General features: G+C 60.0%; 18 protein-coding genes. 13 read left to right on the top strand and 5 right to left on the bottom strand.

Annotated elements, in window-relative coordinates:
* Positions 1-61: 61 nt before the first annotated feature.
* Genes mrdA through NMD14_05025 form a run of 4 tightly spaced genes read left to right on the top strand, consistent with a single transcriptional unit; the run spans position 62 to position 5,000 of the window.
* Positions 62-1,984: a penicillin-binding protein 2 gene (mrdA, locus tag NMD14_05040; GenBank protein ID XEI33792.1), complete on the top strand. Its 1,923-nt coding sequence runs from the start codon at positions 62-64 to the stop codon at positions 1,982-1,984.
* On the top strand, positions 1,977-3,080 hold the full coding sequence (rodA, locus tag NMD14_05035; GenBank protein XEI33791.1) for a rod shape-determining protein RodA: 1,104 nt from the start codon (positions 1,977-1,979) through the stop codon (positions 3,078-3,080). The genes mrdA and rodA overlap by 8 nt, the downstream gene beginning before the upstream one ends.
* Positions 3,080-4,078, top strand: a complete 999-nt coding sequence (gene mltB, locus NMD14_05030; protein XEI33790.1) for a lytic murein transglycosylase B — start codon at positions 3,080-3,082, stop codon at positions 4,076-4,078. The genes rodA and mltB overlap by 1 nt, the downstream gene beginning before the upstream one ends.
* Complete coding sequence (locus NMD14_05025; GenBank protein ID XEI33789.1) at positions 4,020-5,000, top strand: septal ring lytic transglycosylase RlpA family protein; 981 nt, start codon at positions 4,020-4,022, stop codon at positions 4,998-5,000. Before mltB ends, NMD14_05025 begins: the two co-directional genes overlap by 59 nt.
* 65 nt (positions 5,001-5,065) lie before the next feature.
* Here NMD14_05025 and NMD14_05020 read toward each other — a convergent pair whose 3' ends face one another.
* Positions 5,066-6,232 (bottom strand): transposase, encoded by a 1,167-nt coding sequence (locus tag NMD14_05020; protein ID XEI33788.1) that lies wholly within the window; start codon positions 6,230-6,232, stop codon positions 5,066-5,068.
* A 338-nt stretch (positions 6,233-6,570) separates the two neighbouring features.
* On the opposite strand from NMD14_05020, the gene NMD14_05015 reads away from it, so the two are divergent.
* The 4 genes from NMD14_05015 to lipA all read left to right on the top strand — a co-directional run bounded on the left by NMD14_05015 (position 6,571) and on the right by lipA (position 10,114).
* Positions 6,571-7,767 (top strand): D-alanyl-D-alanine carboxypeptidase, encoded by a 1,197-nt coding sequence (locus tag NMD14_05015; protein XEI33787.1) that lies wholly within the window; start codon positions 6,571-6,573, stop codon positions 7,765-7,767.
* Between the two features lie 292 nt (positions 7,768-8,059).
* Positions 8,060-8,323, top strand: coding sequence for a DUF493 family protein YbeD (gene ybeD / locus NMD14_05010; GenBank protein XEI33786.1), 264 nt, complete (start codon positions 8,060-8,062; stop codon positions 8,321-8,323).
* 62 nt (positions 8,324-8,385) lie between these two features.
* Positions 8,386-9,063, top strand: a complete 678-nt coding sequence (gene lipB, locus NMD14_05005) for a lipoyl(octanoyl) transferase LipB (GenBank protein ID XEI33785.1) — start codon at positions 8,386-8,388, stop codon at positions 9,061-9,063.
* Positions 9,064-9,148: 85 nt separating this feature from the next.
* Complete coding sequence (lipA, locus tag NMD14_05000) at positions 9,149-10,114, top strand: lipoyl synthase (GenBank protein XEI33784.1); 966 nt, start codon at positions 9,149-9,151, stop codon at positions 10,112-10,114.
* A gap of 77 nt (positions 10,115-10,191) precedes the next feature.
* On the opposite strand, the gene NMD14_04995 is transcribed toward lipA, so the two are convergent.
* Both NMD14_04995 and NMD14_04990 read right to left on the bottom strand, forming a co-directional pair.
* The gene (locus tag NMD14_04995) at positions 10,192-10,755 is read right to left on the bottom strand and encodes an NUDIX domain-containing protein (protein XEI33783.1); all 564 of its coding nucleotides are present in this window, start codon (positions 10,753-10,755) and stop codon (positions 10,192-10,194) included.
* The gene (locus NMD14_04990) at positions 10,730-11,563 is read right to left on the bottom strand and encodes a DUF2989 domain-containing protein (protein XEI33782.1); all 834 of its coding nucleotides are present in this window, start codon (positions 11,561-11,563) and stop codon (positions 10,730-10,732) included. The genes NMD14_04995 and NMD14_04990 overlap by 26 nt, the downstream gene beginning before the upstream one ends.
* A 211-nt stretch (positions 11,564-11,774) precedes the next feature.
* Here NMD14_04990 and NMD14_04985 point away from each other — a divergent pair, with 211 nt between their 5' ends.
* Both NMD14_04985 and NMD14_04980 read left to right on the top strand, forming a co-directional pair.
* Complete coding sequence (locus NMD14_04985; GenBank protein XEI33781.1) at positions 11,775-13,208, top strand: glyceraldehyde-3-phosphate dehydrogenase; 1,434 nt, start codon at positions 11,775-11,777, stop codon at positions 13,206-13,208.
* Between the two features lie 177 nt (positions 13,209-13,385).
* Positions 13,386-13,694, top strand: a complete 309-nt coding sequence (locus NMD14_04980) for a DUF1315 family protein (GenBank protein ID XEI33780.1) — start codon at positions 13,386-13,388, stop codon at positions 13,692-13,694.
* A 307-nt stretch (positions 13,695-14,001) separates the two neighbouring features.
* Here the strand turns inward: NMD14_04980 and ansA are convergent, their stop codons facing one another.
* A complete protein-coding gene (gene ansA, locus NMD14_04975) occupies positions 14,002-15,009 on the bottom strand; it encodes an asparaginase (protein ID XEI33779.1) in 1,008 nt (335 codons plus the stop codon).
* A gap of 446 nt (positions 15,010-15,455) precedes the next feature.
* Here ansA and gltS point away from each other — a divergent pair, with 446 nt between their 5' ends.
* Complete coding sequence (gene gltS / locus NMD14_04970) at positions 15,456-16,655, top strand: sodium/glutamate symporter (GenBank protein ID XEI33778.1); 1,200 nt, start codon at positions 15,456-15,458, stop codon at positions 16,653-16,655.
* 234 nt (positions 16,656-16,889) lie between these two features.
* On the opposite strand, the gene NMD14_04965 is transcribed toward gltS, so the two are convergent.
* Positions 16,890-18,761: a methyl-accepting chemotaxis protein gene (locus tag NMD14_04965; protein XEI33777.1), complete on the bottom strand. Its 1,872-nt coding sequence runs from the start codon at positions 18,759-18,761 to the stop codon at positions 16,890-16,892.
* A gap of 258 nt (positions 18,762-19,019) precedes the next feature.
* Between NMD14_04965 and prfB the strand changes: the two genes are divergently transcribed.
* Positions 19,020-20,118, top strand: a protein-coding gene (prfB, locus tag NMD14_04960) for a peptide chain release factor 2 (GenBank protein XEI33776.1) whose coding sequence is annotated in 2 segments (ribosomal slippage) — positions 19,020-19,094 and positions 19,096-20,118 — 1,098 coding nt in all. Because the reading frame shifts where the segments join, the coding sequence is not laid out codon by codon here.
* A gap of 73 nt (positions 20,119-20,191) precedes the next feature.
* Complete coding sequence (gene lysS, locus NMD14_04955) at positions 20,192-21,670, top strand: lysine--tRNA ligase (protein ID XEI34711.1); 1,479 nt, start codon at positions 20,192-20,194, stop codon at positions 21,668-21,670.
* Positions 21,671-21,774: the final 104 nt, after the last annotated feature.

Raw genomic sequence — 21,774 nt, 5'->3', positions numbered from 1 at the left:
CACAGAGAGTGAACAATGCAGTTCCCGCTGGTATTGCCCCCAAGGGTCTTGAGGTAAAGGCATGCTGAAACAACGCATCGAAATGCGCGATCACAGTGCCGAGGGCAATCTGTTCTTCCGGCGCACCCTGGTAGCCTACATCGGCATCGTCGTGCTGATGCTGGTGCTGCTGGGCAATCTCTACTATCTGCAGGTCGAGTCTTACGATACCTATCAGACTCGCTCTAACGACAACCGCATCCGCGTGGTGCCGGTGGCGCCGCCACGGGGCCTGATCTATGACACCAACGGCGTGTTGCTGGCGGAAAACCGCCCGGTCTACAGTCTGGAAATCGTGCCGGAAGAGACCACCGATCTCGATCGTACCGCCGACCAGCTGATCACCCTGCTGAAGCTGCCAGAGGGCACCAAGGAAAAGTTTCTGGCTGAGGTCAAGCGCCAGCGTCGCTTCAAGCCGGTCGCCCTCTACGAGAAGCTGACCGAGTATCAGGTGGCCCTCTTCTCGGTCAACCAGCACAACTACCCGGGCGCCAGCATTGAGGCCTACCTCAAGCGCTACTACCCGTTTGGTGACACCCTCACCCACGCCCTGGGCTATGTGGCCAAGATCAACACCCGTGACGTGGAACGCCTCGACAAGGAAGAAAAACTCGCCAACTACGCGGCCACCAAGGATATCGGCAAGCAGGGGGTGGAGAAGTATTACGAAGACGAGTTGCACGGGGTCGCGGGCTATCAGGAGGTCGAGGTGAACAACCGTGGCCGGATTGTCCGCACCCTCAAATTCCAGCCGCCTATTCCCGGCAAGGATATCTACCTCAATATCGACGTCCGGATGCAGCTCAAGGCCCAGCAACTGCTGGCGGGCCAGCGCGGTGCCATCGTGATGATGGACCCGAAAACCGGCGCCATCCTGGCCCTGGAGTCGAGCCCGAGCTACGACCCCAACCTGTTTGTGACCGGTATCTCCGGCGCCAACTACTCGGCGCTGCTCAACGATCCGGCGCGGCCGCTGGTGAACCGCACCACTCAGGGCATCTATGCCCCCGCCTCCACCGTCAAGCCCATGATGTCCATCATGGGCCTCAACGAGGGGGCTATCACCCCAGGCTACCGCTATTTCGGCGGCCCGAGCTTCTCCATTCCCGGCACCACCAAGAAGTTCCGCGACTGGCGCCGCTGGGGTCACGGCTGGCTCGATGTCTATCGCGCCATCGAGGTCTCGGCAGATACCTACTTCTACGATCTCGCCTATCGGGTCGGCATCGACAAGATCCACAGCTACATGACCAAGTTCGGCTTCGGTCAGTACACTGGGGTCGATCTCTATGAAGAGACCAAGGGCGTCATGCCGTCTCGCGACTGGAAGATGGCCCGCTGGCGCCAGCCCTGGTATCAGGGTGACACCATCTCGGTCGGGATCGGTCAGGGCTACTGGAGCGCCACCCCGCTCCAACTGGCCAAGGCGATCAGCATCCTGACCCAGAACGGCCACGACGTGACGCCGCACCTGCTCAAGAGCACCGCCTCACAGGCGGGTGTGGTCGATGCACCGATCAATCCTAACATCGCCCTCAAGCTCAAAAATGACAGCTTCTGGAAGGTGGCGCAGGACGGGATGTGGCGCGTCAACCATGGCAGTGAAGGCAGTGGCCGCCACTCGTTTATCAATGCGCCATACACCTCGGGAGGAAAGTCGGGTACCGCTCAGGTGGTCGGCCTGAAGGAAAACCAGGTTTACAACATCAAGACCGTCAAGGCAGAGCATCGCGATAACGCTCTGTTCGTCGCTTATGCCCCCTTCGAGGCGCCCAAAGCGGTGGTGGCATTGGTGCTGGAAAACTCCATCGGTGGTGGTGGAGGCCGGGCTGCATCGCCCATTGCACGTCAGATGCTGGATGCCTATCTGCTGCCCCCTGATCCGCAACTGCCACCGGCACCGGAAAAGCCATCCCAACCGAGTGAGGTCGCCCCCCATGAGTAATTCAGCCCGTCAGCAGAGTATCTGGTACAAGCTGCATATCGACCTGCCCCTGCTGCTCGGTCTGCTGGCCGTGGTGGCCCTTTCCATGGTGGTGCTCTACTCCGCCTCCGGTCAGGATATGGACGCCATCGTGCGCCAACTGGTGCGCGGCGGTCTCGCCTTTGCCCTGATGATCGGCATGGCCCAACTACCCCCCTCCCTCTACGCCCGCTGGTCGGTGCCGCTGTTCGCCGTGGTGGTGCTGATGCTGATTGCGGTCGACGTATTCGGACACATCGGCAAAGGGGCCCAGCGCTGGCTCGATCTGGGCTTTATGAAGTTCCAGCCCTCCGAGGTGATGAAGCTCTCCATGCCGATCATGGTCGCCGCCTGGCTCAGTCGCCACTCGCTGCCCCCCAAGTTCAGCCATGTGGTGATCGCCCTCATCATGGTGCTGCTGCCCACCCTGCTGATCGCCGCCCAACCTGACCTTGGCACCTCTATTCTGGTGGCCGCTTCCGGCTTCTTCGTGATCTTCCTGGCGGGGCTCAGCTGGTGGCTGATCGGCTTGGCGGTCCTGCTGATGCTGGCCTTTATGCCGGTGCTCTGGTTCTTCCTGATGCACGACTACCAGCGCCAGCGGGTGCTGATGCTGCTCGACCCGGAGAAAGACCCGCTCGGCCGCGGCTATCACATCATCCAGTCCAAGATTGCTATCGGCTCCGGCGGCGTCTTTGGCAAGGGGTGGCTGCAAGGGACTCAGTCCCAGCTGGAGTTCCTGCCCGAGCGCCACACCGACTTCATCTTCGCGGTCTTCAGCGAGGAGTTCGGGCTGGTGGGGGTAGCCCTGTTGCTGGTGCTCTACCTCTATGTCATCAGCCGCTGCCTGTTTATCTCGATGCAGGCCCAGAACAGCTTCGAGCGACTGCTGGGTGGCGCCATCACCCTCACCTTCTTCGTCTATGTGTTCGTCAACATGGGCATGGTGAGCGGGATTCTGCCGGTGGTAGGGGTGCCCCTGCCGCTGGTGAGCTATGGTGGCACCTCCATGGTGACCCTGATGGCCGGCTTTGGCATACTGATGTCCATTCAGACTCATAGAAGACTGCTCGCCTGATGAGACGGGTTGGATTGCTGCTTTCTCTCGCCGCCTCGATGACAACCGCCGCCGTAGCGCCGGATCGGTTGGCTCTGCTCGCCCAACAGCAGCAGGTGCCGCTGGCGGAGTTGCAGGCCGCGGTCGCCCGTGCCCAGCTACGGCAGGAGGTGCTCGACACCATCAGCAAGCCGTGGGAGGCCAAACCCTGGCATCGCTACCGGCCGCTGTTCGTTACCCCGGATCGCATCCGTGACGGGCAACAGTTCTGGCAGCAACATGCGGCGACGCTGGCCCGCGCGGAGCAGACCTATCGGGTGCCCGCCTCGCTCATCGTGGCCATCATCGGGGTCGAGACCTTCTATGGTCGCCAAATGGGCCGTTATCCGGTGCTCGATAGCCTCTACACCCTGGGGTTTTACTACCCCGAGCGCAGCGACTTCTTTGCCAAGGAGTTTGCCCAGCTGGTGTTGCTGGCAAGGGAAGAGGGCTGGTCGCTGGAGCGCCTCAAGGGCTCCTATGCCGGCGCGATGGGGATGGGGCAGTTCATGCCCTCCAGTTACCGCCACTACGCCATCGATTTTGACGGGGATGGCAAGCGGGATCTGTTTGCCAACGCGGTCGATGCCATCGGCAGCGTGGCCAACTATTTTGCCAGCCACCAGTGGCGCTGGGGCGAATCCGTGGTGGAACCGGCCCAGATCGGGCTGATGGCGGTCGAACCGCTGCTGAGATCTGAGCCCGAGCTCACACAGCCGTGGTCAGAACTGGCAGCAGCAGGGATTGAGCTCGCCACGCCGCTGGCCCCGCAGACGCCGGTCAAGTTACTGGCATTTGATCAAGCCGATGGACCGGAATACTGGGTCGCACGGCATAACTTTTATGTGATCACCCGTTACAATCGCAGCCCACTCTATGCGATGGCGGTGTATCAACTTAGCCAAGCCATTCAGGAAGCATATGCATCTTCGTCACACACTCCTCCCGCTCAGCCTGAGCTTGTTGCTGGCCGCCTGTAGCAGCCAGCCGGAACAGACCGCCCCCATCGAGCCGCAAGCACCAGTCAGCAAGCCACCCGTTATCGAGATCCCGCAAGCCACCGGCGCCATCTCGCGCCCCGAGCCCCTGAGTGCCAGCGGCAACCGGGACTACTGGATCGGCAAGCAGAAAAACGAGGTATGGCGCGACATCAAACACTACAGCGAAGAGGGTACCGCCAGCTGGATGTCGCCGGATCTGGATGGCCAGAAGACCGCCAACGGCGATGTGCTGGACAGCAAGCTGTTCAGCGCCGCCCACCGCAACCTGCCTATCCCGAGCTATGTGCGGGTCACCAATCTGGACAACGGACTGGAGACCACAGTGCGGGTCAACGATCGCGGCCCGTTCAACAGCACTCGCCTGATCGATCTCTCCTACGCGGCGGCCAAGCAATTGGATATGGTCGATAGCGGTGAAGCACGAGTGCGACTGGAGCTGATCAATGACACGCCGGATCAGATGGTGATCATGGAGCCGATGAAGCCCATCGAGATGACTCCGACAGCCCCGGCCGCCGCACCCAAGGCGATGTCGCAGGATGTCTTCATTGGTCAGCCGACGGCGCTGGCGATAGCCACTCCCACCGCCGAACCAGCTCCCGTCAAGGCACCCGCCGCCAAGCCCGCCAAAGCAGCGCCTGTCAAACCCTCGCCAGCCAAGGCTGCAGCACCTGCCAGCAGTGGCGATGGCAAGATGATCCAGGTGCTGGCCAGCGGCTCCCGGGATCGGGCCGAGGCGATGGGCAAGGTAATGGCCCAGCGGTACGGCGTGCCCTACCGCATCGATGCCCATAGCGCTATTTTCCGAGTGCTGATTGGCCCGGTCGCAGCCAACCAGCAGGCGAGTGTGCTGGAAAAAGTACGGCAAGGGGGACTGGAACAGGCCTTTATCGTGCCCTGATCGCCCCCTTTTGTAGCGAGTGTGAGTGACTGCTCCCCGCCGCAAGCGGCGAGGCTTCCCACTTCTTAGGCCGCTACCGTCAGATTGACGGATTTACGCTGGCCTCCATGGGCAGAAACGGCGAGCCCCGCCGCTTTTAATTCCAATATTCCTTGCTGTCGAATGTTTATGGCCGCGTTGATGTCGCGGTCATGCTCTGCCCCACACGCTGGACATACCCACTGTCGCTGGTGAAGTGGCATCTCCGACATCTTGTGGCCGCACTCACTACATGGTTTAGAGCTGGCAAACCACTGATCGAGTTTGATTAGGTGGCGGCCCGCCGCTTGGGCTTTGTACTCCAGCCTCATGATAAAACCATGCCAGCCAGCATCGCCAATGGCGCGGGCCAGCTTGTGGTTTTTCATCATATTGGTTGTTTTAAGCGTCTCCACGATGATCGCTTGGTTATCGTCAACTATCGTGCGAGAGAGTTTGTGCTGAAAATCAGCGCGAGCATTGGCTACCCGCTCGTGCAGGGCGGCCAGCTGTAATTTGGCCTTACTACGATTGGCACTGCCTTTTGTCTTGCGAGACAGTGCTTTTTGCTTTCGCCGCAGATTGCGACTGGCCTTGATAAGATGGCGCGGGTTGGCCATCTTTTTGCCACTCGACGCAATGAGGTAGTGGGACAGCCCCATATCATAGCCTGTCACCGCTGTGATGAGGGAGGGCTTGGCGGGAGCCTCACGGCCATCATCGCAAAGGATGGAGGCATAGTATTTCCCTGTCGGGCCACGGCTGACCGTGATACTAGATACCACGCCGATAATATCTCGGTGAATGACAGCTCGGATGGGCGTCATCTTCGGTAACAGGATGGCATCGGTCAGCACTTTGCCATTGGGGTGGTAGCTCGATTGCCTGCCTCTCTTGCTCTTGAAGGTGGGTATCCTGGCCTTGAGCTTGGGGTTGAAAAAATTGGCGAATGCCTTATCCAGGTTGATCACCGCCTGCTGTAAGGCTTGTGAATCGTACTCTTTCAGCCAGCTGTATTTGCACGATTTTTTTGCCACAGCGAGCAGGGGTTTCAAGTCGCGTTTGGGTTTCAGTGAAACCCCGTGGCGCTGGAACATGTGCCGCTGAATATGAAGGGCTTTGTTGTACGCGAACCGCACCGCGCCGAACTGGGCATTGAGGAATGCCGCTTGTTCGTCGGTGGGGTAAATACGTACTTTTGTGGCTCTTTTCATGATTAAAAACACAGTCTGTATATAAGCACAGTTATAGCGCGTGCCAGTGAAATCAACAACCGCTGCGGACGTGCGGCAGGCGCGACTATCGAGACACTGAAGACATAGGCGGGCTCGCAAACGCATCAGATTAGCTCCCCTTATATCCCCGCCCGATTGGGCTAGGGTTTACGGGGCATCTGCTAACCACTGTCTGTCATCACGTCGTGTTATGGCGTGCTGACAGGGAGTGATGGATAAAAACCAGTTCTGATCGTCATGTCGGGCTATAACCTGCGGGCGCATCTGGTATAGTTAGGCCCGCATTTTATCCCCATCTGGCTCGCAGGAATTTCAAGATGTCCAAATTTGCCCGTTCAGTTATTCTGGCCTCACTGATCAGCGCCGCCGCCCAGGCCAATACGCCAGTACCGACCCCGACCCCGAATGCCACGCCCGTGGTGGTGCCCGCCGCACCGGAGATCTCCGCCAAGGCCCATATTCTGATCGACTACTACTCCGGTCAGGTGCTGGCCGAGCAGAACGCCGAAGAGCGTCTGCCGCCCGCCAGTCTGACCAAGATGATGACCTCCTACATCATCGGCCACGAGCTGCTGAAGGGGAACATCAAACGCACCGACATGGTGACCATCAGCCAGAACGCCTGGTCCAAGAACTACTCCGACTCCTCCAAGATGTTTATCGAGGTGGGCAAGCAGGTCTCCGTCGATGACCTGAACAAGGGCATCATCATCCAGTCCGGTAACGATGCCTGTGTCGCCATGGCCGAATTCCTGGCGGGCAGTACCGACTCCTTCGCCAGCCTGATGAACAGCTGGGCCGCCAAGCTCGGCATGAACGACAGCCACTTCATGAACCCGCACGGTCTGGATGCGGAAGGTCACCACAGTACCGCTCACGACATGGCCCGTCTGGGCCAGGCGCTGATCCGCGACCTGCCGGAGGAGTACAAGATCTACTCCCAGAAATCCTTCGTGTTCAACGGCATCACCCAGCACAACCGCAACCGCCTGCTGTGGGATCAGTCCCTGCAAGTGGATGGCATCAAGACCGGTCACGTCAGCCAGATCGGCTATAACCTGGTCTCTTCTGCCACCAACAACGAAGGCATGCGCCTGATCGCCGTGGTACTGGGCGCCAGCAGTGAAGCCTCCCGCGCTGCCGAGAGCAAAAAACTGCTCACCTATGGCTTCCGCTTCTTCCAGAGCCTGACCCCGTACAAGGCCGGCACCGAGCTGGTCACCCAGAAGATCTGGATGGGCGACAAGTCTGAAGTGAAACTGGGCGTCGACAAAGATGTCTCCGTACTGGTCACTCGCGGTCAGGGCAACAACCTGAAGGCAGACTTCCAGCTCGACAGCGAGCTGAAAGCGCCGCTGGCCAAGGGGCAGCGCGTCGGCACCGTGTTCCTGAAGCAGGGCGACAAAGAGATCAAGCAGGTGCCGCTGGTCGCCCTGGAAGAGGTGCAAGAAGGTGGCTTGATGAGCCGTCTGTGGGACTACCTGGTACTGCTGGTCACCAGCTGGTTCAAGTAATCCAACGCACAATCCTCACTAAACAGCGGCGCCAACAGGCGCCGCTGCTGTCTGTGCTGGGCAAAGGCAGTGAATAACCCTGTAAACTGCAGGTTCCGCCTTACTCTGATTTGTGGTAAAAAGCAGCACTTCCATCCTTGTCTGACCGATCCTGGCCTTGATCCCGGTCCGGGCAGTGCCCATATAGTAATGAGCTGTGCCCATATAGACTTGAAATGGCGGCCTACACGGGCCATCGGCCACTAGCCATCCAAGATAAAGTCATCCCGGTGATGACGCAAAAGGTGAGTAAATGAATACCAAGTTTGATGAACTGCTGGAGTTTCCCTGCAAGTTCCCGTTCAAGGTGCTCGGCGTTGCCGACCCGGCACTGCCGGAAAGAGTGGTTGCTGTGCTGCAGCAGCACGCCCCCGGCACCTACAGCCCGACTGTCCAGCCCAGCTCCAAGGGCAACTACCACTCGGTCCGCGTGACCGTGACGGCTCAGAGCAAAGAGCACATCGAAGCGATGTACCACGCCCTTGGCAAGATCGAGCTGGTGAAATACGTACTGTAATTTCTCTCTCGCCCCGTTCTGCGGGGCGACTGTTTTTGGCCGCAGCACGCCGCGAGGACACCATGTCATCCCAGATCCCCGCCCAGTCCAGCCTGATTGTCAGGCAGCTGGGTCGCCGCCCCTACCAGCCGGTATGGGACGCCATGAAGGCCTTCACCGACAACCGCACCAGCGACACCCCGGACGAGTTCTGGGTGGTCGAACATGATCCCGTCTATACCCAGGGTCAGGCCGGCAAGGCCGAACACCTGCTCAATCCGGGCAACATCCCGGTGGTGCAGAGCGATCGCGGCGGTCAGGTGACCTATCACGGCCCGGGCCAGCTGGTGCTCTACGTGTTGGTGGATGTGCGCCGCTGCAAATTCTCGGTCCGCGAGCTGGTGACCGCGCTGGAGACAGCCATCATTAATACCCTCGCCAACAGTGATATCCTGGCCTACGCCAAGGCCGATGCCCCCGGGGTCTATGTGAAAAATGACCTTGGCATGGAGGCCAAACTGGCCTCGCTGGGCCTGCGCATCCGCAAGGGGTGCTCGTTCCACGGGCTGGCCCTCAACATCAACATGGACATGACCCCCTTCCTGCACATCAATCCGTGCGGCTATGCGGGCATGGCCATGACCCAGACCAGCGCCCTGGGCGGCCCGCAGAGCGTGGCCGAGGCGCAATCCATTCTGGTGGCCGAACTGGCCCGCCTGATTGGCTATCAAACGATCATCAATACCGAAGAAGCAGCATGAGCAACCCCATGCCGTGCAACCATGAGGGCTCCGAGCAGACCCTGATGGCGACCAACCAGACAATAACAAACACCGAGAGTGAATCATGAGCAAACCCGTTCGTATGGAGCCGGGCGTCAAGCTGCGCGATGGCGACAAGATGGCCCTGATCCCGGTGAAATTCATGCCGGATCCCAACGAGGAAGTGCTGCGCAAGCCGGACTGGATGCGGATCAAGCTGCCACCGTCGAGCCAGAAGATCGATCACATCAAGAGCACCCTGCGCAAGAACAAGTTGCACTCGGTCTGTGAGGAGGCCTCCTGCCCCAATCTGGCGGAGTGCTTCAACCACGGCACCGCCACCTTCATGATCATGGGCGCCATCTGCACTCGTCGCTGCCCCTTCTGCGACGTGGCCCATGGTCGTCCGCTGGCGCTCGATCCGGAAGAGCCGAAGAAACTGGCGCTGACCATCAAGGAGATGAAACTCAAGTATGTGGTGATCACCTCGGTGGACCGCGACGATCTGCGCGACGGCGGTGCCCAACACTTCGCCGACTGTATCAAGCAGATCCGCGAGCACAGCCCGCAGACCCGTATCGAGATCCTGACCCCGGATTTCCGCGGCCGGATGGAGCAGGCGCTGGAGGTGTTCCGCGAAACGCCACCGGACGTCTTCAACCACAACCTGGAGACCGCCCCGCGCATGTACCGGGTCGCCCGCCCGGGTGCCGACTACAAGTGGTCGCTGGAGCTGCTGCGCCGCATCAAGGAGATGCACCCCCATGTACCGACCAAGTCCGGTGTCATGATGGGTCTGGGCGAAACCAACGAAGAGATCGTGCAGGTACTCAAGGACTTGCGCGAGCACGGCGTCAACATGCTGACCCTGGGCCAGTATCTGCAGCCGAGCCGCCACCACCTGCCGGTGAAGCGCTACGTGCCGCCTGCAGAGTTCGACGAGCTGAAAGAGGTCGCCATGGCGCTGGGCTTTACCCACGCCGCCTGCGGCCCCTTCGTGCGCTCCTCCTACCACGCGGATCTGCAAGCCAAGGGCGAAGAGGTCAAATAACGTCCTCCCAAGCAACAAAAAGAGCGCCTTTTGGCGCTCTTTTTGTTGCTATCCCTGACCGTTACCGCTTGATGTGCTCAGCGGCCGTTGTCGAAGATCCCCTGCTGATGCCAGCGTTGCAGCTGGGCCAGCACCCGGGTCTCCCGCGCCGTCCATTGGGGGCAGGGCCCCGCCAGCTGGGTCTTGTTGGTCTGCAGCGCCTCGTCGAGGGCAAACCAGCCGGGCACAAAGCCAAGGCGGATCTCGTAGGGCTGCGGCTGCGGGGCCACCAGCTGATCGTCAATCTGACACCAGTAGTAGAGCGAGCGGATGCAGTAGGCATCGACCCCCGGCTCGCGGGCGGTGCGGTATTCACGGGTCTCACCAAGCATAGCCCCCACTTCCCGCAGCTCGGCACCGCACTCTTCCAACAGCTCGCGGGCCAGTGCCGCATGGTGGCTCTCCCCCGCCTCAATGCCGCCACCGGGGAACATCAGATCGCCGTTGACCCGGGAGTGAACCAGCAGCAGCTCATCGCCACGGGACACCACGGCGCGCACCGTGAGCCGCTCGAGGGTGCAGCCATCGGTGAACACCTCGCCATGAACGAAAGAGAGATCGAACGGAGTGGGCCAGCTACTGACCGGGGAGAGCGTCGTCATCACTGTCTCGGGGCCGATAGTTGCCACGTTTGAGCTGCTCGATGATCTCGGCCGCCCGGACATCGTAGCCATCCTGCTCGAGCTTGCTCAGGGTGTGGTAGATGCCAAATCGCTTGGCAGAGACCTCTGGCGCATCCTGAAACGACTCGCTCACCTTGCCCCACAGATAGGCCAGCCCGTACTGCTTCTGGCCCATGTAGAGGGTGCTGAGGGAGGTGAGCAGGCGGCTGTTGACCTTGTCCCCCTCCTGATAGAGGGAGAGGCCACGCTGCAGGGTGGCAATAGCCTTCTCGGGGTCGCTCTTGGCGTAGATACCGCCGAGCGCCAGTTGCAACTCAGGTTCATCCAGCGCCTTGCTGCCTTCCAGCGCTAGAAATTGGTGGCGGGCCAGCTCGTTGGTATTGTTGGTCCAGTGCCAGAGCAGCAGATAGGGATCTTGCGAATTGCGGGTCGCCGCATCGAGCTGGGCCAACTGATCCCCTGCAGCCAGCATCCCTTCCACCCGCGGGCTCTTCTGTTCGCGGGCATTCTTGTACTCGATGTTGGTAGAGCGTTCGGCACACTTGAGATAGCGCTCAAGGTTGCGCATCAGCGCGTACTTGCGCCGCTCTGTCCCCTCCTCCTTGAGATAGAAGCGGCTGCGGATCACATCAGTACGCTCGTAGCGGCACCAGCCATCGTCCACCAGATCCTGACAGAGCTCGGCATGGTTGCTGCAGATGTTGTGGATCCGGTCGTCATTGCAGCCCGCCACGGCAAGGCCGACGGAAAGCATGATGAAGGTCTGTCGCAGAGGGAAATTGGCCATGGTTCACATCTTGTTGGTAAGGCGGGTTGGTAACAACTGGCGCCTTCACAGGCCACCTCCGGCTAGCAAACCGGTTACATATCCATTACAATGCGCGCGCCATATAAGGCCGCGATTGCAGAATAATATAACGAAATATAGACCCCTACAGTGATCTGCATTCGACGAATTTTCTATTTACACCAACAACGTGAAATAAAGGATCTGGTCAATGACCCACGAGCACTACCTGCAAGCGTGGCAGGAGAGCCAGGCGCTCGCCGAAGCCATGCAGCCCTTGATTGGTCGCCTCTACCGACAACAAGGGGTCGAGATCACCCTCTACGGCCGCCCGCTGCAAAACGCCTCCACCATCGATATCCTCAAGGCTCACCGGGTCGTCCGCCGCCACCAGGGCGCTCCCCTCCCCATCCAACAAAGCTTCCCCCTGCTCCAGGCCATCGTGGCCCTCAAACCCACCGCTGCCGAGGTTGACCTTGGCAAGCTAGCGGTCGGTTACTGGCAGGATCATCAGGATGAAGCGGGGATCGAGGACTATCTGCAAACCAGACTGGCACCGGCCCTTGGTCACAGCCAGATGCCGCAGCCGACCGACGTGGTGCTCTACGGCTTTGGCCGTATCGGCCGCCTGCTGGCCCGACTGCTGATCGAGCGCACCGGCGCCGCCAATCCGCTGCGGCTGCGCGCCATCGTGGTGCGTGGCGGCCGCGACGGGGATCTGGAGAAACGCGCCAGCCTGCTGCGCCGCGACTCGGTGCACGGCCCCTTCAACGGCTCCATCGAGGTGGATGTGGAGCGCAGCGCCATCATCGCCAACGGCACCTTCATTCAGGTGATCTACGCCAACAGCCCGGCCGACATCGACTACACAGCTTACGGCATTCACGATGCGCTGATCGTCGACAACACTGGGGTCTGGCGTGACGAGGCGGGTCTATCCGAGCACCTGAAAGCGCGCGGTGCCGGCAAGGTGCTGCTGACCGCCCCCGGCAAGGGCGAGATGAAAAACGTGGTGTTCGGCGTCAACCACGAGGTGATAGGCCCGGATGACAGGATCATCTCCGCCGCCTCCTGCACCACCAACGCCATCACCCCGGTGCTCAAGGTGATGCAGGAAAAGTTCGGCATTCGCCATGGCCACGTGGAGACGGTCCACTCCTACACCAACGATCAGAACCTCATCGACAACTATCATAAGGGCGAGCGGCGCGGTCGCAGCGCCGCCCTCAATATGGTGATGACCAGCACCGGCGCCGCCAAGGCGGTGGCCAAGGCGCTGCCCGAACTCAAGGGCAAGCTGACCGGCAACGCCATCCGGGTGCCGACCCCCAATGTCTCGCTGGCGATTATCAATCTGTCGCTGGAGCAGGCCACCGATCGGGAGAGCCTCAACGCCTATCTGCAGCAGATGGCGTTAAGCTCGGCCCTGCACCGCCAGATCGACTTCAGCGCCAGCACCGAGCTGGTCTCCTCCGACATGGTGGGTTCCCGTTATGCGGGCATCGTCGACTCCCAGGCGACCATCGCCGAGGGGGATCACTGCGTGCTCTACGTATGGTATGACAACGAGTTCGGGTACAGTTGTCAGGTAGTGCGGGTGATGGAGCAGATGGCTGGCGTAGTCCGCAAGGATCTACCGGCATAGTCCGCAAGGATCTACCGGCATAGTCCGCAAGGATCTACCGGCATAGCCCGCAAGGATCTACCGGCATAGCCCGCCAGGATCTACCTGCATAGCCCGATAGGGTCTACCTGCATGGCCCGCCAGGATCTGCCGGGCTGACCCCGTAGTTTATGGCTCAATAGTTCAAGGAGAGGCCGGATGTCGTTTCAACAGGGTGAGTTTTTGCAAGCAATCAGGCTGATGCCACAAGAGGTGTACAAGCGGCTCAAAACCGCGGTCGAGCTGGGCAAGTGGCCCGATGGCAAGCCGCTCACCGACGAGCAGAAGGCCACCTCCCTGCAAGCCGTGATGGCCTGGCAAGCGATGCATCTCGACAACCCGGAGCATATGAACATCGGCCGCGACGGCGAGATCGTGATGAAGAGCAAGAGCGAGCTCAAGCGGCTGTTTCGTGATGAGAATCAGCCGGTTGAGGAGGAGATAGTGCGGGTCAATCTCAACCACTGAGACCACTCGCTATCCCGTCTCGCGGCGGCCAGTCGAATAGCGATAGTGCGATACATTGTTCGATAAAGAGTGCGATAAATAGCAAAGAGGGGAGCCATGATGGCTCCCCTCTTTTTTCCTCTCTCTGCAGGATGACTCATCCCCCTCATCCCCAGCCCTTCTCCCGCCGGGGGAGAAGGGAGCTGGCTCGCAGCCTGCGGACAGTAAGCGGGCCACCTGCCGGCGATCTTCATGACAAGCCTTGCTGCCAACTCCCCCGAGCTATCCCCTCTCCCCCAGGGAGAGGGTTAGGGTGAGGGACGCACGCTCAGGGGGTCAGCTCCCCACGCAGGGACTGCTGCATCAGCTCGCGAATGCGCGGTGCCGGCAAGTCCTGGCTCAGCAGGAAGTGCAGCTTGGTCAGCGCCGCCTCGGCGGTCATGTCGAAGCCTGAGATCACCCCGGCCCGGGAGAGGGCATTGCCGGTCGCATAACCGCCCATGTTGACCTTGCCGTGCAGGCACTGGCTCAGGTTGACGATGATGACGCCGCGGGCCGAGGCCTCGGAGAGCAGCGCCAGCATGGCCGGATTCTGCGGCGCATTGCCCACCCCGAACGACAGCAGGATCAGCGCCTTCACCGGCTGTTGCAGGATGTTGGCGATCACCTCGCTGGAGATGCCCGGATAGAGGGTCACCACGCCGATGGGCTGGGGAGTGATGTCGTGCAGAACCAGCGGTCGCTCGGACGGCACACCCAGCTCACCCGCTTCCAGCGAGATGGCGATGCCGGCATTGAGCAGCGGCGGGTAGTTCGGCGAATCGAAGGCATGGAAGCCGTCGGCATGTACCTTCTTGCTGCGGTTGCCGCGATAGAGCTGGTTGTTGAAGAACAGCGTCACCTCGTGGATCGGGTAGTTGGCCGCAATATAGAGGGCGTTGAGCAGGTTCTGCTGGCCGTCGGAGCGTAGCTCTGCGAGCGGGATCTGGGAGCCGGTGATAATGACCGGCTTGTGGAGATCTTCCAGCATGAAGGAGAGCGCCGAGGCGGTGAAGGACATGGTATCGGTGCCGTGCAGGATCACAAAGCCGTCGTACTTGTCGTAGTTGCTCTTGATGTCCTCGGCGATGCGCTGCCAGTCCGCCGGGGTCATGTCGGAGGAGTCGATGAGGGGCGCATATTCGTGGATATGGTAATCCGGCATCTCGGGGCGGTGGAACTCGGGCATCCGCGCCAGACAGTCTTCCATAAAGCCCGCCATCGGCACGTAGCCGTGATCGGAACGCTGCATCCCAATGGTGCCGCCTGTGTAGGCAATGTAGATAGACTTCTTCACACCCTCTCCTCTTGATGAAGTGAACACCGCCAAAACATGAACCATGTCGGGGTGAACCACAATGTCAACGCCCGCCAGCGCCTCTGCGTGCAGCGGAAACCGGCGAATTATAGAGACTGGCGCCCCAAATGACAGCCGTTCCATGCACCCTTTTCGGCTTTTCTGCCCTCTACCCACATAGTGTTAAATGTCACAATAAACGACTAAAACGAGCATTAATACGACAAAGATGGAATTAAACGATGCTTTTTGCTACAATCCGCCGGATTTTACTAAAATCTCATCTGGATGCCTGAGCATTTCAGGCCCGCACAAGCCCCATCTTTCCTGGGGCGGGGAGATGTTTCCCCTTCTTTGCTGGCACATAAGCCACACTGTTTTCATCCCGGCTGAATCTGTAAGTCTTTTGCTATGAAAGACACAGCCAATCAACATGGGAGTACTGAATGTTACAACTTGATTCCTACGCAACGCTGGTCGCTGCCACTCTGGTATTGCTGCTTGGCCGGGTGCTGGTCACCCGGGTCGGGCTGCTGCGTACCTTCAACATCCCCAAACCGGTTGCCGGCGGCCTGGTGGTCGCGCTGGTACTGCTATTGCTGCGCTCCACCCTGCAGATGGAGCTGCAATTTGATACCAGCCTGCAAACCCCGCTGATGCTGGCCTTCTTCGCCTCCATCGGTCTCTCTGCCGATCTCGCCAGCCTGAAACGCGGCGGCAAGGCGGTCGCAACCTTCCTGCTGGTAGTCACCGGCCTGCTGCTGGTGCAGAACAGTCTGGGTGTCGGTCTGGCGACCCTGCTCGGCCTGGATCCCCACATGGGGCTGTTGGCCGGCTCCATCACTCTCTCCGGCGGCCACGGTACCGGTGCGGCCTGGAGTGCCACCTTCTCCGAGAAGTACGGCGTGCAATCCGCCGCTGAGCTCGCCATCGCCTGTGCCACCTTCGGTCTGGTGCTGGGCGGCCTGATCGGTGGCCCGGTGGCTCGCTATCTGGTGAAGAAAGTGCAGGTGCCCGGTGAAGAGCATAACCAGGATGAGGCGCCCAAGGGCTTCGAAATGCCCGATATGGAGCGCCCCCTCACCACTTTCAGCGTGATCGAGACGCTGGCGTTGATCGCCATCAGCCTCAAGGGTGGCGAGCTACTCTCGGCTTCCCTCAAAGGGGGCGCCTTCGAGTTGCCGATCTTTGTCTGCGTGCTGTTTGTCGGTGTGCTGTTGCGCAACGTCCTGACCCTGCTGAACTGGCATGAGGTGAGCGACCGCGAGGTCTCCCTGCTGGGCAACGTCAGCCTGTCGCTGTTCCTCGCCATGGCGCTGATGAGCCTGAAATTGTGGGATCTGGCCAGTCTAGCCCTGCCTATCTTCATCCTGCTGGCCGCCCAGACCGTGGCGATGGCACTCTACGCCATCTTCGTCACCTTCCGGGTGATGGGCAAGAACTACGATGCGGCCGTGCTGGCAGCCGGTCACTGCGGCTTCGGTCTGGGGGCAACCCCGACCGCTATCGCCAACATGCAGGCCATCACCCAGCGCTTCGGTCCCTCCCACCTGGCGTTTCTGGTGGTGCCCATGGTGGGCGCCTTCTTTATCGACATCATCAACGCCATGGTGATCAAGCTGTTTATGGCGATGCCGTTCCTGTAATTCCCGTTTCGTCAGACATATATGATCAGAGCCCACCTTTTCGGTGGGCTCTTTGCTTGTGCGCTCTCCCCGCCAGCCGACGTAGGCAGGGGCGGATCACTTATCCAGCGCGAGGATGCCCGGCAGACAACCCGGAATCCTCATGCTTTGCATTCCCCCGAACAACAAAAAGCCCCGTACTCGAAAGAGGGCGGGGCTTGTTTATCTCAGCCGAAACAGGCCGCGAGTTGCACCTTACAGGATAAAGGTCGACACCTGCTGGTTCAGGTCGGTAGCCCGACCTTTGAGGCTGTGGGCCTGATCCAGATCGCGCATGGCAGCGGCGGTGATCTCGTCACTCACATCCTTGATGGCGGTGGTGTTCTGGGTGATCTCGCCGGTCACCTGGGTCTGCTCCTCGGCAGCGGTGGCGATCTGACCCGCCATGTCGGAGATGAGCGAGATGGCGCAGGTGATCTCTTCCAGCGCGCGCACCGCCTGATCCGCATCCTGCACGCTGTTGTCCGCCAGCCCCTGACTGGTCTGCATCAAGCTCACCGCACGGGCGGTGGTCTGCTGCAGAGTCTCGATGGTGGACTGGATCTGCTGGGTGGAGTCCTGGGTACGGCGCGACAGCACCCGCACCTCGTCAGCAACCACCGCAAAACCACGACCCTGCTCACCGGCGCGGGCCGCTTCGATGGCTGCGTTCAGCGCCAACAGGTTGGTCTGCTCGGCAATCCCCTGAATGGTGGAGAGGATGCTGGTGATGGCTTGCGCGTGGCGGCTCAACTCACCGATCACTTCGGTCGCCTGCCCCACCTCTTCAGCCAGACCATTGATGGACTGGCGGGTCTTGTTGACCAGCATCTTGCCCTGCTCACTGCTCTGGGCAGATTGCTGAGCCGCGGCGGCAGTGTTCTCGGCGTTGCCGGCGATCTCCATGGTGGCGCTCGCCATCTCGGTGACCGCCGTGGCGACCATGGTCACCTCCTGCTGCTGACGTTGCAGCTCATCCACCGCGGCCTGGTTGGTCACCAGACTGCGCTCGGCATCGGCATTCAGTTCGTTGGCCAGTTTGCGGATATTGCCGATCAGCTGGTGCTGGCTGCCGACGAAACGGTTGAAGCTGTTGGCCAGTTGGCCCACTTCATCGTTGGCATCGATCTTGATGCGCTGGGTCAGATCGCCATTACCATCGGCAATGCGGGCCAGGGCCAGGGAGACCTTGGTGAGCGGGCCAAGCAGCATGCTGACCAGCCAGGAGATAGCGAGGATACTGCCCACCAGCACCAGCAGCGCCATCCCCAGCTGGGTCATCAGCAGGGAGGAGAGCGGCGCTTCCAGCGCGGCCTTGTCCAGCACCAGCACCAGTTCCCAGTCGGTATCGGGGATATCAACTGCCCACAGCAGCTTGTCGCGCCCTTCGTTGTCGAAGTAGGCCGGAACCAGCTCCTTGCTCGACTTGCTCTGCTCGATCAGCGCATTGGTCAGATCATTGTCGATCTCGCTGGCCGGTTTCATCGCCTTGGCGGCATCCTTGTAGGCGATGATGGTGCCATCCTTGTGCATCATGATGGCGAAACCGTCGGCAGGCAGTTGCATCTTGGTCACGTCTTCCACCAGCGAGGCGATGGAGAGGTCCCCCCCGATCACCCCGCCAGAAACCGGCTGGGCCAGGGTCACCACCATGATGTTGTAGGCCACGTCAAGATAGGGCTTGGTGACGATAAGGCCCCCCTTGCCCATCGCCTCCTGATACCAGCCACGGGAGCGCGGGTCGTAGCCATCACGGTTGATGGAGGGATCGGAGTCGTGCATCTTGCCGCTGCTCTCACCGAAATAGGTGAGCTGGAAACGGCCGGAGACTTGTGCCTGTTGCAAGGCATTGAGAGGTTCGGAGCTGACCTTGTTGCCGAGCGCCTGGATCACATCGCGACGGGCTGCGAGCCAGTCACTGACGCTGGCAGCCTGTTGGGTGCCCAGCCGCTGCAGTTGCTCCTGGCTGCCTTGCAGCAACAGACTCTTCTGGCTGCTATAGCTCTGCCAGGAGAGCAACGAAATCACCAACGAAAGGGCGATCACCACTGACAACAGTATCTTCTGCTTGAGTGACAGGTTTTTCATCATGTGTTCTTCTTATTGAGGTGAGGAGCGGGTTTTTCCCTAAATGACACAACACTACACCTAGTCATTAGCGACCCGAATGGCCAAAACTGAACCTGAAAATGGGGCGATGGACAATATTTTCTACCGAGGTGGAGAAAAAAGTGCATCAGAAAATGACGGCATGAGCCGCACAAGCCAAGGCAACCCTGTTTATTCCTTCCACAATTGGCTAGAATATCCCGTTTTTAAGTCACATCGACCCTGAGAGTTTTCACGATGTTCGAAGTTAATCCCGTATTAAATAAACTTAAGGAGCTGTCTGAGCGGACCGAGCTTCTTAGGGGGTACCTTTGACTATGACGCCAAGAAAGAGCGTCTAGAAGAGGTCAACGCCGAGCTGGAACAGCCGGACGTCTGGAATGAACCCGAGCGTGCACAGGCGCTGGGCAAAGAGCGCGTCGCGCTGGAAAACGTGGTTGGCACCATCGACACCCTGACCCAGGGCGTGGATGACGTCGAGATGCTGGTGAGCCTGGCGGTGGAAGGGGAAGACGAAGAGACCTTCAACGAAGCCATTGTCGAATCCGAACAGCTGGAAGCCAAGCTGGTGGATCTCGAGTTCCGCCGCATGTTCTCCGGTCAGCACGACGGCTCCGACTGCTATATCGACATTCAATCCGGCTCCGGTGGTACTGAAGCACAGGATTGGGCCAACATGGTCCTGCGTATGTACCTGCGCTGGGGCGATGCCCACGGCTACAAGCCCGAGCTGATTGAATGCTCCGACGGCGACGTGGCCGGCATCAAATCCGCCACCATCAAGTTCACCGGCGAATATGCGTTCGGCTGGCTGCGTACCGAAACCGGCGTACACCGCCTGGTGCGCAAGTCCCCATTCGATTCCGGTGGCCGCCGTCACACCTCCTTCTGTTCTGTGTTCGTCTACCCCGAGATAGACGATGACATCGAGATCGAGATCAACCCGGCGGATCTGCGGATCGACGTCTACCGCGCCTCCGGTGCCGGTGGTCAGCACGTTAACCGAACCGAATCTGCGGTGCGTATTACCCACGTTCCGACCGGTGTCGTGGTACAGTGCCAGAACGATCGTTCCCAGCACAAAAACAAAGACCAGTGTATGAAGCAGCTGAAAGCCAAGCTCTACGAGCTGGAAATTCAGAAGCAGAACGCTGAGAAACAAGCCCTTGAAGAGACCAAGTCCGATATCGGTTGGGGCAGCCAGATCCGTTCCTATGTGCTGGATGACTCCCGTATCAAGGATCTGCGCACCGGCGTCGAAACCCGTAATACCCAATCGGTGCTCGACGGTGACTTGGACAAGTTTATCGAAGCCAGCCTGAAATCAGGTCTGTAAACAAGCAGGAATCACCATGTCTGAACAAACCATCACTCCGGAAGTCGATCATTCACTCGAACTCAACAACGAGATGACTGAGCGTCGTTCCAAGCTGGCCGCCCTGCGCGCCCAGGGCAATCCTTTCCCCAACGACTTCCGTCGCGACAGCCTCTCTGGCGATCTGCACGCAGAGTTCGACGACAAGAGCGCCGAGGAGCTGACGAGCCTGGGTAAACGGGTGAAGATTGCCGGTCGCATCATGACCCGACGGATCATGGGCAAGGCTTCTTTCGCCACCCTGCAGGACATGGCCGGCAAGATCCAGGTCTACGTCACCCGTGACGACCTGCCGGAAGGTTTCTACAACGAGCAGTTCAAAAAGTGGGATCTGGGCGACATCGTGGGTGTCGAAGGCACCCTGTTCAAGACCCAGACCGGTGAGCTCTCCGTCCACGTTTCCGATATCCGCCTGCTGACCAAGGCACTGCGTCCGCTGCCCGAGAAGCACAAAGGGCTGACCGACCAGGAAGCCCGCTGCCGCCAGCGCTACCTGGATCTGATCGCTAACGAAGAGTCCCGCAAGACCTTCATGATCCGCACCCAGGTAGTTGCCGGTATCCGCAAGTTCTTCAACGAAAAGCGCTTCATGGAAGTGGAAACCCCGATGATGCAAGTCATTCCGGGTGGTGCCTCCGCGCGTCCGTTCGTCACTCACCACAATGCGCTGGACATCGACATGTACCTGCGTATCGCTCCGGAGCTCTACCTGAAGCGTCTGGTGGTCGGTGGCTTCGAGCGTGTCTATGAGATCAACCGCAACTTCCGTAACGAAGGTATCTCGGTGCGTCACAACCCCGAGTTCACCATGATCGAGTTCTACATGGCCTACGCCGACTACATCGATCTGATGGACCTGACCGAAGAGCTGCTGCGCACCCTGGCGCAGGACATTCTGGGCGACACCAAGATCCGTTACGCCAAAGAGGGCGAAGAGGGCCTGACCATCGATTTCGGTCAGCCGTTCCAGCGCCTCACCATGGTTGACTCCATCCTGAAGTTCAACCCGGATGTGACCCTGGACGATCTGGCTACCCTCGAGAGCGCCAAGGCCGTTGCCAAGCGTCTGCACATCGAGCTGATGAAGGGTTGGGAGCTGGGCCACGTGATCACCGCGATCTTCGAAGAGACCGTGGAGCACATGCTGCTGCAACCGACCTTCATCACCGAGTACCCGGCGGCCGTTTCTCCGCTGGCTCGCCGCAACGACGTGAACCCGGACGTGACCGACCGCTTCGAATTCTTCATCGGTGGCCGCGAGCTGGCTAACGGCTTCTCCGAGCTGAACGATGCAGAAGACCAGGCCAAGCGCTTCCAGGATCAGGTTGATCAGAAAGAAGCTGGCGACGACGAAGCCATGTTCTACGACGCCGACTTCGTCACCGCGCTGGAACACGGCCTGCCGCCGACTGCCGGTCAGGGTATCGGTATCGACCGTCTGGTGATGCTGTTCACTAACAGCCACACCATCCGTGACGTCATTCTGTTCCCGGCCCTGCGTCCGCAAAAGTAAGATCCGCAGAAATAAGGCCCGTAGTAGCAGAGCGCTACCGCCAACGGCAATCAAAAACGCCCCGCAACTGCGGGGCGTTTTTTATGATGCTCACAACCATTGAC

The sequence above is a fragment of the Aeromonas veronii genome, from assembly GCA_041319085.1.
Lineage (GTDB): Bacteria > Pseudomonadota > Gammaproteobacteria > Enterobacterales > Aeromonadaceae > Aeromonas > Aeromonas veronii_F.
This window is presented reverse-complemented; position numbering and strand designations above follow the sequence as displayed.